The organism is Photobacterium sp. SKA34, from assembly GCF_000153325.1.
Classification (GTDB): Bacteria; Pseudomonadota; Gammaproteobacteria; order Enterobacterales; family Vibrionaceae; genus Photobacterium.
The window spans coordinates 1,323,685-1,335,525 of sequence record NZ_CH724141.1; the positions used below are offsets into that span (position 1 = coordinate 1,323,685).

The window sequence follows — 11,841 nt, forward strand, 5'->3', positions numbered from 1 at the left end:
AAGAGATCTCGTCATGCATGAATTATCACTGAGTATGAATACGGTAGATACCGTGGTTGAACATGCCAAAAAACAAGGCTTTCATCGCGTAACTCGAGTGACATTATCGATTGGGACATTATCGTGCATAGAACCCCATGCATTGGAAACAGGATTTGAATTTGCAACACGAGGAACGATTGCTGAAGGCGCGAAGTTAAACATTGAGTCTGTACAAGCTCAAGTTTGGTGTATGGAGTGCCAGCGCTATATCGAAATTGATGAGCGTGGTGTCAGCTGCCCTCATTGCCATGGTTATCAGCTTAGAGTTGAAACTGGTGACGAATTAATGATTAAAAATATTGAGGTAGAGTAATGTGTAATGTATGCGGCTGCGGAGATAGCCATGTAGAAGGTGTCGATCACCATCATCATGGTTCTCATCACCACCACGATCATCATGAGCATAGTCATCACAATGACCATCACCATGGTCATGCAAATGTTCAGAAATCGAGTAATGAACAGCCTATTGTGATCCATCATCACTATAATCATCAAGGTGATGTTCATCATCATGTGCATTACACCTTACCTGCAACATCGCACCATGAACACAGTCATCAACACCCACAGCATGAACATGGATCGCACGAACATCACAATCACGTTCATGACAGCCATGACCATCATCAGCCAGAAACCTTAGATAAAGGTGATTTGCATTACGGTAAAGGTGAAGCTGAAGTGCATGTGGCTGGGGTTTCTCAACGTCAACTTCTGACGTTAGAAATGGATATTCTAGGTAATAACAACAAACTGGCTGAACATAACCGCGAGCATTTTGAAGCCAATAAACAGCTTGTGCTTAATCTTGTATCAAGCCCTGGCTCTGGTAAAACTACCTTACTTACTGAAACCTTAATGCAGCTAAAACAGCTGTATCCATGTGCGGTGATAGAAGGGGATCAGCAAACCTCTAACGATGCGGATCGTATTCGTGCTACACAAGTGCTGGCTATTCAAGTCAATACAGGAAAAGGCTGCCATTTAGATGCACAAATGGTGCACGATGCTTATCATCAATTAGCAATGAATGAGTCAGGTTTCTTGTTTATTGAAAATGTGGGGAACTTGGTGTGCCCAGCAAGTTTTGATTTAGGTGAAGCATGCAAAGTCGCGATTTTATCTGTTACTGAAGGGGAAGATAAGCCACTTAAATACCCTAATATGTTTGCTGCAGCTGATTTAATGCTGATCAATAAGGTCGATTTATTGCCGTATGTTGATATCAATATTGAAGATTGTATTGCTAATGCACGAAAAGTGAATCCAAATATTCAGGTCATAAAACTTTCAGCAAAAACTGGTGAAGGTATGGATGCGTGGTTAAATTGGTTAACAGAGCAATTAAAGCAATATCAGTAAGTTAAATTTATCTACGTAACGATGGTTATATAATAATCTCTATACAAAAGCCCTGTAAAACAGGGCTTTTTTGTATGACGAAGAAGAAGGTTGTGAAAAAGTACTTTGACTTACTTTTTATAAATAACAGAAATGATATCTTCAGGCTGCTGATGATTTAATTGTGCTATTTGTACAATTGACTGCTTAGGATCATTAATCGTAAAACCTGCTAATTTTAGTTTGTCTATTAAGTTATTAATGGGTTGATGAGTTAGCTTTGAAATCAACGTAATTGGAGCATTATCGATAGAATCAAACAATGCGATAGAGGCATTGTTTGACTGTGCCACTTCTTCATCACTTTGGATCATTGTCATACCCAGCAACAAAATAGCGGCCATCATTACAATGTTATTTTTACGTGATAAGTGCTTGATGATTGAATTCTTATATAAGAAAGCATGCCCGAGAACGGCAATGATCATTAAGATGCCAATCCACTCATGCATAAGAACAATATTTTTTGAATTAATATCAAAAAAAAGGAGAGAGCCAGAAGTTAGCACAATTAGTGCACAAATTAGTGTTAGTGGCGTCCAGTATTTTTTCATTTTTTCTACTTTTAGTGTTTATAAAGACAGAGCAAAAAGTAGCATTATTAAGCTTGCTCATTTTCGTTTGAGCGCCAACATCATCATTTTTTACGCCATTCTCATCCATTAAGATACTCTACGACATGTGTACTGGGTAAGGTGCAAGATTTGTTAGTCAGTTGATTTGATGTGGTTAAGCAAAAAGCATATTTCGTTAGATTGGCATTTTCCGGAATAGGGCATGACATTAAGTTTAATGATTTCGAGTTTTTTGGTAACAACTCATCGTTCTATCGGTGGTGTTAATTCTGATTAAATATCTAATTAATAGGATATAGCGTCGATAATTAATCTCAGCAACGTCAAATTTTCATGCCTATATGCTAAGTATTATTTTTACAGGGAATTAACTTAATGCTTTATGAGAGTGATCTTCTTCAAAAGAATGACTGTCGAGGTTAATTAACACTACCAATTTCTTTTTTTATCTATAAGATCCCGCGCAACTTCGCTAATGGCATTTCGTTGATATTCATATTTCGCCTGCAATTAGTGACACATTTTGATGCTATGAATAGTCTACGATGAAAACTAAAATCTTACTCCTTGCTCTACTGCTTTCTGGCTGTGATATGACAGCGACTCCTTTTACTCCACCTTCTAGCAACGATATTGAGCAATGCCAAATCTTGGTAACGAATAAAACGCAATATGCTGCTGAAACCATCATTGCTAATGATTTTGACAATCAGTCTGAAAGTAACCGAGGCTGGGTGTTTGTCGATCATATAAAACCGGCTCAACGTGGCGATATTAACTTTCGTTGTAATTTAGAGAATAATAAAGTGGAAGTATGGGCACCGGGTGCCGCAATGTGGAATGAATTGTAATACTTTATCGCTAGCGCTTTAAATTAAGTTTAGCTTTCTGCTTATATAGTAAAAAACGACAGTAAAAAAAACGGCGATACCCCAATATCGCCGTTTTTTATTAATCGTTATTTGCTGTTTTTAATCTGTAGTCAACACGTCCAAACTTTTTCTCTGCACTTGCTGTACGACCAATCATCGCCGTTATAATTAACATGAATAAAGACGGTAATAACCAACCTGCATGTGCGTTGTAAAGCGGTAATGTATCGCTGAAAAAGTCACCGAGCTCTTTTGGCATCTTACCTAAGATATTAATTGCATCAATAGTGCCGAAAAGTGTCGCTGTGATCAGAACCGCACTGTGTGTAAGGCGTGAAACGGTAAATGTTGATGCCGCCAAGGATGCTAATACTAATGCGATGGCAACCGGACAAAGTACAAGGATGGCTGGTAAGCTTACTTTCAGAATATCGTTTAAACCAAAGTTTGCGATAACCCCTGTTAACACAACAATGATTGTTGCTGTGAAACCAAATGAAGCTTTAAAGGTATCTTGATAATACTCAGCACACGCATTGGTTAAACCTACGGTAGTAGTTAAACATGCCATTAAGATAATAGAGGCTAATAACCATTGACCGTAATGACCAAATTCACCTGCAACGTAACGGGTTAAGATCACGCTACCATTATCGCCATGTTCAGCAATCGATGTTGATGTCGCACCAACGTAGCCCATTACAATGTAGCAAGACGCCATTAATGCAGCGTAAATTAATGCTACTTTAATAGAAGTAGATGCAATACCTTGTTGTGTTGTAATGCCCTTAGCCTTAATTGCGTGAATGATCACCCAGCCAAAACCGACAGCAGCTATGGCATCCATAGTCATGTAACCTTGGATTAAACCACTTGTAACAGCTCCGACTTGGTAATCACCAGATGGAGCAGCAGGTGTGCCTAGAGGGCTAAGAAATGCTGCTAAGCCTAAGCCACATAGTAAAATAATCAGTGCAGGCGTCATGATCTTACCAATGTAAGTCACAAGGTTTCCTGGTTTAAATGCTAGAAATAGAGTAACTGCAGAAAAAATGATAGAAAATGCAACTAAATGGTCATTAGCAAAAAATGGCTGAATACCCATTTCATAAGCAACAGTGACAGCGCGAGGCATACCAAATGCAGGGCCAATTGCTGTAAAGAGTAATACCCAAAAAGTTGTACCAAGCCAGTTAGGCAAGGCTTTAGTTAAATTGTTAGTATTACCAATTCTACCTAACACGATGATTGTGAATGCAGGTAAACCGACAGCAGTGATTAAAAAGCCGCTCATTGCGGAAGTTAGAGAGGTACCGGCATCCAATCCCATAGCTGGTGGGAAGATCAAGTTACCGGCCCCAAGAAAGAGGGCAAACGTTGTGAGACCGAGTACGAAGATGTCTTGTGTTTTCAAATGTAGTTCCTGCATTTTTAAAGTTATAGACAATCATCGCGATTAATGCGCAATGAGTTAAACGTCCATGATTATAATTGTATTCCGCAGGTTTGCTGAAAGAAGATATTTGACTTGATAGTATCCTCCGCCAGCTCGGCTGACGGAAGCTTGCCCGCCAGCCTAGCGAATAATCACTAGGATAATAGCGGTAATAATTCGTGTTGTATGTTTTATGCCAACAACAGAAGCCTCGATCCAACAATTAAATTGGGTCGATGCTAAGTTTTTTCGTGTTTTATGTTCGCGAATTGCTGAATACATAACTTAACAACTTCTGTTTTGTGATTGAATTAACGCTTTCAACATACAAAGAAAACGTAGAGTTGTAAATGATTTTTTTATGGTATGCGTTTTATTGCGATTAAATAGAATCAATTAGCTAATTAGAATCAAAATGATAGGTAAATATATGAGCATTTACCCAGAACTTTGTATTTTTATGCTTCGATATAAATAATGGAAGGCTGTGGTAACGCCGATATTGAAGCTATACCAGTGGTATAGCTTCAATTTTTTATGTTAGCAGGTAGCAACTGCGTTTCGATTACGTTGAATAATATGAATCACTTTACTGATAATAATGGTTAATAGTACAGGGAGTAGCCATGATGCATGTGCATGAAATAAAGGTAGCCATGTAGATAGATCTTGATGAATAGTGGAAGGGATCTTACCCAAAATGTTTAGCGCATCAATACTGCCAAATAACGTAGCGATAATGACTATCAGTGTTTGGCTCAGTGAGAATTTACGCTTTTCGTTACTAACAGTGTTTGGCATAAAAATAATGGCAATGATGAGTGAGATAGCGATAGGGCATAAAATCAAAATAGCAGGTAAGCTGACTTCAATAATCGTTTCTAATCCAACATTAGAGATAATGGCTGTTAAACTCATGATTACAGCGGCACTGATTTTAAACGGGATGTTATAGGTATTCTTGTAGTATTCGCCATTTGCATTGGTTAAACCAATGGTTGTGGTTAAACAAGCCATTAAAGTAATAGTCGCTAATAAAATTTGACCGAATGTACCAAACTCACCAGCAGCATAGCGCGTTAAAATTTCACCGCCATTGGTTGAGTTGGGAGCAATAGAAGATGAAGTCGCGCCTAAATAACCCATAGCTAAATAACACAAAGACATCAGTAATGCGTAGATACCAGCGATACGTAATGTGTAGTGAGAAATCGCTTTATTACAGCTAATACCCGTACTACGAATCGTTTGAATAATCACCCAACCAAATGCGACCGCAGCGATAGCATCTAATGTCATGTAACCTTGGATCATACCATTAACTGTTGGTGCTGCTTTATAAATAGTATTGGCATCCGTCGGAGAGCCTAATGGATTAACTAAAGCGGCAACCACTAATAAGGTTAGCATCACGATTAATGCTGGCGTCATTATTTTACCAATATAATTAACTAACTTACCGGGCTTCAGTGCCAAAATTAAGGTTAATAAGCAAAATAGAACTGAAAATAGCATTAACCCGTTACCTTGGTAGAAAGGTTTAATACCCATTTCATATGCGACAGTTACAGCTCGAGGTAAAACAAAAGCAGGTCCCAGAGTAGTTAATACTAAAAACCAGAAAGTACGATCCATCCAATGTGGTAATGAGGCAGTGAGTTTATCTGCAGATGAGAGTCGACCTAAAACGATCAGTGTTAATGCTGGTAAACCAACGGCGGTTAGTAGGAAGCCTACTATGGCTATTAACCAGTTTTCACCGGCTTGTTGTGCCATCATAGGTGGAAAAATAAGGTTTCCTGCCCCTAAAAATAAGGCAAAAGTCATAAATCCAATGGCGGCAAGTTCTCTTCTCTTCAAACGGCATACCTTCTAAATGAATGGTCAGTTTGGCTGGAAGATAAAAGGAGAGTTAACATATCCGCCAGCAATAGTAACTGACGAATAAGTTTAAACGTCAGCGTTTTTTGACGACGACGACAGAGACAAGCGCAAGAGTATTCATAACAAATACAGTAGAAGATACTGCTACATTGTTGTGATTAATTGAATACATAAGTTATGCGCTCGAATGAAATAATTGACCTAAAAATAATGCTATTTAAGATAATTGTAAAGCTATATTCGATAATTATTCGTATTTAATATTAGTGAACAATGTTTGTATCGCGAATATAAAATAAAATTTCGCGATACACATCTGTTACTAGGTTTAACTGGTTGTTTCTAAGCTAGTATTTTTTCAAGCTCAGCAAGTGTTGATACTTGATAGGTTGGCTTTATAGTATCAGGCAATACTTGCTTTTGATGATTAAACCAGCATGTATCTATTCCTGCATTGATACCACCTAAGATATCTGACTGTGGGTTATCGCCAACCATTAGTACGGAAGTAGGTGCTGGGTTACCCATTTTTTCAAGACTATAATCAAATATACGGCGATCGGGTTTAGCGACACCGACCTGCTCTGAAATAACAAGTAGATCAAAATAATTGGCTAGACCTGTTTTTTCTAAGCGAATTTTTTGCAATGCAGTAAAGCCATTAGTAATAATGCCTAATTTAACTCGACCATTAAGAGAATGAATCAGAGATGTTGTCCCCGGCAAAACTTCGCAAATGTCAGCCATCGCTTGCATGTAATCATCATTGAGCTGTTGTTCTGTTGTATTTAGTTTTTTTGCCCATACACGAAAACGTGTTTGCTGAAGTTCACTGGCTGAAATATCGCCATTTTGATATTGCACCCATAACGGACGGTTAATTAATTCATATTGTTTGAAGTCAGCTTCACTAAAGGCGATATTATAACGAGAAAACATAAGCTGTAGACCTTTAAAAGCGTCAAAATAGAACAGGGTTTCATCAGCATCAAAAAGAATCCAATCGTATTTCATATGTATCATCGCCTTATAACATCTATCTAAAAATCGTCGAATAACGCGCATATTACACTATAGTGAATGAATAAAAAGTGTGATTTTGGGTGAGAAAAAGTCAAAAGATCTTATGCTGTAAAAGTTAGTGTAATCATATGTGGTAGGTAAGTTTCTTGTTATTTTATAAATTTTCTGACAAAGAATTGAACATCGTTAGTCAATATCTGGCTACACTTACCAACTATAAGTATTTACGATTTTAAAAAGTATTGGAGCTCTTTATGGGTATTTTATCTTGGATTATTCTTGGTTTAATTGCTGGTGCATTGGCAAAGTTTTTAATGCCTGGTAAAGATGGCGGTGGTTGGATTGTAACAATGGCATTGGGTATTGGCGGTGCATTTGTTGGTGGTTTTGTGGGTAAATTTATTGGTTTAGGCCAAGCAACAGGTGTAAACATTGGCAGCATTATTACCGCTACCTTGGGTGCATTTATTATTTTGTTTATTTATAACCGTTTTATTCGTTAATCTAATGTAATATTACATTATAAAAGCGAGAAATTACCTACAGTGATATGACGGGTGATTTCTCGCTTTTTTATTTTAGCTACTTAATGCTAGATGCTGCTCCGCACCCCGTAACATCGCATGAATTAATTCATTTGCTTCAAATTTTGTCAGTGCTTCTTGAGCGCCAACTTGGTGTGCTTGAGACACACTTATTTCACTTGAAAGGGATGTGTGTAAAATAATATAGGTTGAGACGAGCGCATCGGTATTTTTGACATTGAATGCCAGTTCATATCCGTCTAGCCCTGGCATTTCGATATCACTAACCAAAATATGGAATGGGTCTTTTGCTTGCGCAGCTGTTTGCATCATATTAAAAGCATCTTGCCCATTTTTGGCAACAAAGTAGGGCACACTGATACTATCAAGTGCTTGAGTTAATTGCTTTCTAGCGACGGCAGAATCATCAACTAATAATATTTTTAACGGACGTAAAGTCTCACGTTCAATATCTGTTAATGTCGGCAATAACGTTGAAGGATCATCTGGAAAGATTTTAGAGAGAAGCAATTCAACATCTAATAGTTGAATCAACTTGTCTGCATCGCGCATAACACCAGTAACAAAAATATCACTACCTAAATGTTGGGGAGGTGCTTCAATATTTTGCCAGTTACACTCTGTGATTCTTTCAATCCCTCTGACCAAGAATCCGACTAACTTACGACGACAATCAGTAATGATAATAAAGCAACGTTGGCGCTCTTCATTGCTGATAGCGGGATAACCAATAGCTTTGGCCATATCAATAACAGGGACTGTGTCACCACGTAATGTAGTTGTACCAAGGACGGTTGGGTGAGATTTTGGGATAACACTTAAATTTGTATAAGGTACGATTTCACGGACTTTAAGCGTACCAATTGCAAAACTTTGTAGTGTGGACAGCTTAAAAAGTAACATCCCTTGTGATGCATTCGTTGCATTCTTTATCATACCGAATCCATTGCATAGATAATTTATATTAATTAGTGATTATAATAACACTATCGTAATTTATACTAAACGCTTATGAGTAAAATTTTACAATATAATATATTAGTAAATTAATGTGCCTTACAAAAAATTTAATATCAATTTTGATCTAAGTTGAAATAATGTGTAAAAGTACATTTGTTATATTTATTGAAAATATCGTAGATAACGATAACTATTATTAATAGGTATTGTTTTTTCTTTCAATCTTGGCTGCTTTTTTATCGCTTACTAATAAGTCAGCCTTATCTTTCTTATAACATATCTTTATTCTTTATTGGTGGCGATAGATCATGTTTTTCAAATACGAAGAGGATACTGCGCCAGAGCTTATCGTGCCGTCTCAACAGTCGACTGAGCCAAAGCGAATGTTACAATTTACGGTTACAGCAACAGGTGTAGAAAATAATACATTAACATTCAAAGCAATTAAAATGCACAGATTGCCACTGCAGAAAATAGAAGTTCGATTGTTAGGTTTATTGCGCCTAAAGACAACAGATATCACCACAAGAGTGACGAATATCGTGTCAGGTGGGCAAGCTGAAACGATAAAATCAGCTGTTAAAGGTAAAAATCCCCCCTTTAAATGACGAGCTCTGGGGTATAAATACCGTTTATTACGCAGTTGATGGTATCACGTTTAACAATGTAAATTATATTGCGCAATGGTACACGAAAGGTGAGCAGCCTGATTTATAACCTGTATGGTTTGTTGATAATAGTAATGATAGGACTGTAACTTCTCAATGGAAGTCCACAAGTGTTAATTATAGTGGCACAAGTTGATAATCCTGATCATAAAAATGCACCATGGAAATTAATTCAATAGTTTAATGGCTATTTACTAATTGTTTATTAAGTTAGATATTCATAATGACTTTTTCACGGCAAGTTTGTTATTCAACGTTATACTCACAATAGTATATCAACAAAGATCGGTTAAGGAGTGAACATGGACTTAGTGAATAAAAAAGGCGAAATCGCAGTCTTGGCAGATAATCTAACACTAAAAGAAATTGTTGATATGGGATTTTCCGTCGACTTATGCGATAGCGCTTATGATAAAAATGAACATTGGACAGTAGCATCTAAATCAGAATCACAAGAGTAATCGAAAAAATAAGAAAAGCTTCTTTATTAAGAGAAGCTTTTTTGTTCATGTTTATTTTTTATATTGGATATTAATACCAATTAAATGAAAAACATTTAAGTGATATTCTAAACACCGGGAAGATGTAATTTTTATCAGATAGGAGTAAGTTACTATTTTTACTAAATGGATATAAAGAGTATTTTAAGATGAATACTGCAGAACGAGAATTATTAGACAAAATCATTGAACTTGATGGTAAAGATTTAACTGCATTATGGGTTTACGAGTAGAGATTATTACTAAAGCACCGACTGAAGATTTAAAGCAAGGGGCATCAAGTTATCAAATCGAGCGTGAAGAGCATAGTTACCCACATCGAATTTTGATCGTCAAAGAATAAGTGATGGTGCAGTAGTATCCGATTAAAAAAGCTGTTATAGCTAATGCAATTTGATTTCTAATGGGTATTTATAAGACATGAAAAAGTGATGTCAACTCATGTTCTGTCATACAGTTTTATAACTTATGTTTACCATCATAATTTAGATACTGATGTGAGTGATCATTCATCGGTAAATGTTATTGAATGATGATTGTGGACATGTAAAAGGTGATGAATTAATTCAAAAGCTCTCTTTATTATTACGTTCAAAGGATTTGGTTATTCGTTATGGTGGTGATTTATCATTTAGTTATGGTGTTAAAAATTATTAAGGTGACATCGTTAAGACAATGAATATTATTGATGAAAAATGTATGAGAATAAGAAAGCAAAATTGTAAAATAATTTTACCTTGAGAAAATTAAATTAGTTGAGACGTTGTTCATCTTCGATTAATTTAAGATACATAATATATCTATTACAGGTTATGCGTAGTCAATCAGTCTTTCAGACCTTTTAAATTAAGTCACTGTGCATAGAGGATATTTTATGAAACGTTCTGTTCTAGCAGTTGCAGGTATTGCCGCTGTAGCGTGTATGAGTACTGCAGTATGGGCTGCTAATAATACCACAGAAACGATTAAGCTATATCAAGAGCCTAATGTATCAGCCAAGGTGGTTGAGACGATAAAAACAGATTTGCCTTTGATCACTATTTATAAAAATGAGGGGTAGTCAAAGGTGGGTGATCCAAGTAATGGTCAAACAGGTTGGATCCAAACGGTTGATTTAAAAAATGTAGATAGTGCATCAGCGAATGTACAACCAAATCAAACGACTAAAACGGTAAAAACAGATAATGGTGAAAAGACCGTTACTAAAGGGACTGTGCAGACTCCACAGGGCCCAATGAATTATGAGGTTGTTCAATTTCAATCCAAAGGTGATAGCGCCAAAGTAGATAAAGCATTCTTTAAACAGTTGCAACAGCAACAAATTGAAATGAATAATGTATTTGCAAACTCATGGAATAGTATGGGAGATATGCAAATGAATATGTCTAAATTAATGGCAAAACAGCAGCAGCAAATGATGGAAATGCAAAAGCAATTTCAGCAACTTGCGCAGCAAAAAAACGCATCCTCCAATAATAAAATTGAATTAAAGGATGCAGCACCAGCGCAGGTACAACATGCAGCGAAATAAGCTTGTTTTTAATTAAGCAAGAAAGCCCCCAATAGGTTTAACTCATAGAGCATAAAGATTATTGGAGGCTTTTTTATTGAAAGTAACAAACTGTTTATTAAAAGCTCAGGTTTCAGATTGGTTGAGGTGCTTAATTTGCTGAAATAATTCATCAGCTTCTGCTGTTAACCTAGAATAGGTTCTGATGTCGCCATTCCTTTGTGCATGCATGGCTTCTTCAAGTAGCATTGAGTGTCGTTTCTTTAATTTTTTGGCGGGATTGTTTTTAAACCAAGAAAACATATACATAACTCCATTAATTATAATTATATCGTATACGTAGTATGCGATATAAAAGATTAATTAAGCTAAAATTAAGAACTATTAATTATATTAACGCATTGAATAATAAACGTTATTATG

The 11,841-nt window shown here is 36.4% G+C and carries 15 protein-coding genes; 9 read left to right on the forward strand and 6 right to left on the reverse strand.

Annotated elements, in window-relative coordinates:
- The first annotated feature begins 13 nt into the window (after positions 1–13).
- Together hypA and hypB are read left to right on the forward strand one after the other, a co-directional pair.
- Positions 14–355, forward strand: a complete 342-nt coding sequence (gene hypA, locus SKA34_RS07145) for a hydrogenase maturation nickel metallochaperone HypA (RefSeq protein ID WP_006644826.1) — start codon at positions 14–16, stop codon at positions 353–355.
- On the forward strand, positions 355–1,407 hold the full coding sequence (gene hypB / locus SKA34_RS07150; protein ID WP_006644827.1) for a hydrogenase nickel incorporation protein HypB: 1,053 nt from the start codon (positions 355–357) through the stop codon (positions 1,405–1,407). The genes hypA and hypB overlap by 1 nt, the downstream gene beginning before the upstream one ends.
- Before the next feature lie 110 nt (positions 1,408–1,517).
- Here the strand turns inward: hypB and SKA34_RS07155 are convergent, their stop codons facing one another.
- Positions 1,518–2,000, reverse strand: coding sequence for a hypothetical protein (locus tag SKA34_RS07155; protein WP_006644828.1), 483 nt, complete (start codon positions 1,998–2,000; stop codon positions 1,518–1,520).
- Positions 2,001–2,566: 566 nt separating this feature from the next.
- Between SKA34_RS07155 and SKA34_RS07160 the strand changes: the two genes are divergently transcribed.
- Positions 2,567–2,872 (forward strand): hypothetical protein, encoded by a 306-nt coding sequence (locus SKA34_RS07160; RefSeq protein WP_006644829.1) that lies wholly within the window; start codon positions 2,567–2,569, stop codon positions 2,870–2,872.
- Positions 2,873–2,972: 100 nt separating this feature from the next.
- Here SKA34_RS07160 and brnQ (SKA34_RS07165) read toward each other — a convergent pair whose 3' ends face one another.
- From brnQ (SKA34_RS07165) to yjjG, 3 genes are all read right to left on the reverse strand, one after another.
- Entirely contained in the window at positions 2,973–4,307 is a 1,335-nt protein-coding gene (gene brnQ / locus SKA34_RS07165) for a branched-chain amino acid transport system II carrier protein (protein WP_006644830.1), read from the reverse strand.
- Between the two features lie 561 nt (positions 4,308–4,868).
- Positions 4,869–6,188, reverse strand: coding sequence for a branched-chain amino acid transport system II carrier protein (brnQ, locus tag SKA34_RS07170; RefSeq protein WP_083784357.1), 1,320 nt, complete (start codon positions 6,186–6,188; stop codon positions 4,869–4,871).
- A gap of 366 nt (positions 6,189–6,554) precedes the next feature.
- Positions 6,555–7,226 carry a pyrimidine 5'-nucleotidase gene (gene yjjG / locus SKA34_RS07175; RefSeq protein WP_006644832.1) on the reverse strand — a complete coding sequence of 224 codons (672 nt, stop codon included), beginning with the start codon at positions 7,224–7,226 and terminating at the stop codon, positions 6,555–6,557.
- A 263-nt stretch (positions 7,227–7,489) separates the two neighbouring features.
- On the opposite strand from yjjG, the gene SKA34_RS07180 reads away from it, so the two are divergent.
- Positions 7,490–7,738 carry a GlsB/YeaQ/YmgE family stress response membrane protein gene (locus SKA34_RS07180; protein WP_006644833.1) on the forward strand — a complete coding sequence of 83 codons (249 nt, stop codon included), beginning with the start codon at positions 7,490–7,492 and terminating at the stop codon, positions 7,736–7,738.
- Positions 7,739–7,813: 75 nt separating this feature from the next.
- Here the strand turns inward: SKA34_RS07180 and SKA34_RS07185 are convergent, their stop codons facing one another.
- Positions 7,814–8,716: a chemotaxis protein gene (locus SKA34_RS07185; RefSeq protein ID WP_006644834.1), complete on the reverse strand. Its 903-nt coding sequence runs from the start codon at positions 8,714–8,716 to the stop codon at positions 7,814–7,816.
- Positions 8,717–9,048: 332 nt separating this feature from the next.
- Between SKA34_RS07185 and SKA34_RS07190 the strand changes: the two genes are divergently transcribed.
- The 5 genes from SKA34_RS07190 (at position 9,049) to SKA34_RS07195 (ending at position 11,439) form a co-directional block, all read left to right on the forward strand.
- Positions 9,049–9,348 (forward strand): hypothetical protein, encoded by a 300-nt coding sequence (locus SKA34_RS07190; protein WP_006644835.1) that lies wholly within the window; start codon positions 9,049–9,051, stop codon positions 9,346–9,348.
- 362 nt (positions 9,349–9,710) lie between these two features.
- A complete protein-coding gene (locus SKA34_RS23315; RefSeq protein WP_006644836.1) occupies positions 9,711–9,869 on the forward strand; it encodes a hypothetical protein in 159 nt (52 codons plus the stop codon).
- 256 nt (positions 9,870–10,125) lie between these two features.
- Positions 10,126–10,251, forward strand: a complete 126-nt coding sequence (locus tag SKA34_RS23795) for a hypothetical protein (RefSeq protein ID WP_006644838.1) — start codon at positions 10,126–10,128, stop codon at positions 10,249–10,251.
- A 531-nt stretch (positions 10,252–10,782) separates the two neighbouring features.
- The gene (locus SKA34_RS23540; protein WP_006644840.1) at positions 10,783–10,968 is read left to right on the forward strand and encodes a hypothetical protein; all 186 of its coding nucleotides are present in this window, start codon (positions 10,783–10,785) and stop codon (positions 10,966–10,968) included.
- A gap of 6 nt (positions 10,969–10,974) precedes the next feature.
- Positions 10,975–11,439, forward strand: coding sequence for a hypothetical protein (locus tag SKA34_RS07195; RefSeq protein WP_006644841.1), 465 nt, complete (start codon positions 10,975–10,977; stop codon positions 11,437–11,439).
- Between the two features lie 105 nt (positions 11,440–11,544).
- Here the strand turns inward: SKA34_RS07195 and SKA34_RS23160 are convergent, their stop codons facing one another.
- Complete coding sequence (locus tag SKA34_RS23160; protein WP_006644842.1) at positions 11,545–11,721, reverse strand: DUF6435 family protein; 177 nt, start codon at positions 11,719–11,721, stop codon at positions 11,545–11,547.
- Between the last annotated feature and the right edge of the window lie 120 nt (positions 11,722–11,841).

Coding starts and splice junctions, on each gene's coding strand:
- hypA (WP_006644826.1), top strand. CDS start 14: ATGCATGAATTATCACTGAGTATGAATACGGTAGATACCGTGGTTGAA.
- hypB (WP_006644827.1), top strand. CDS start 355: ATGTGTAATGTATGCGGCTGCGGAGATAGCCATGTAGAAGGTGTCGAT.
- SKA34_RS07155 (WP_006644828.1), bottom strand. CDS start 2,000: ATGAAAAAATACTGGACGCCACTAACACTAATTTGTGCACTAATTGTG.
- SKA34_RS07160 (WP_006644829.1), top strand. CDS start 2,567: ATGAAAACTAAAATCTTACTCCTTGCTCTACTGCTTTCTGGCTGTGAT.
- yjjG (WP_006644832.1), bottom strand. CDS start 7,226: ATGAAATACGATTGGATTCTTTTTGATGCTGATGAAACCCTGTTCTAT.
- SKA34_RS07180 (WP_006644833.1), top strand. CDS start 7,490: ATGGGTATTTTATCTTGGATTATTCTTGGTTTAATTGCTGGTGCATTG.
- SKA34_RS07185 (WP_006644834.1), bottom strand. CDS start 8,716: ATGATAAAGAATGCAACGAATGCATCACAAGGGATGTTACTTTTTAAG.
- SKA34_RS07190 (WP_006644835.1), top strand. CDS start 9,049: ATGTTTTTCAAATACGAAGAGGATACTGCGCCAGAGCTTATCGTGCCG.
- SKA34_RS23315 (WP_006644836.1), top strand. CDS start 9,711: ATGGACTTAGTGAATAAAAAAGGCGAAATCGCAGTCTTGGCAGATAAT.
- SKA34_RS23795 (WP_006644838.1), top strand. CDS start 10,126: ATGGGTTTACGAGTAGAGATTATTACTAAAGCACCGACTGAAGATTTA.
- SKA34_RS23540 (WP_006644840.1), top strand. CDS start 10,783: ATGAAACGTTCTGTTCTAGCAGTTGCAGGTATTGCCGCTGTAGCGTGT.
- SKA34_RS23160 (WP_006644842.1), bottom strand. CDS start 11,721: ATGTTTTCTTGGTTTAAAAACAATCCCGCCAAAAAATTAAAGAAACGA.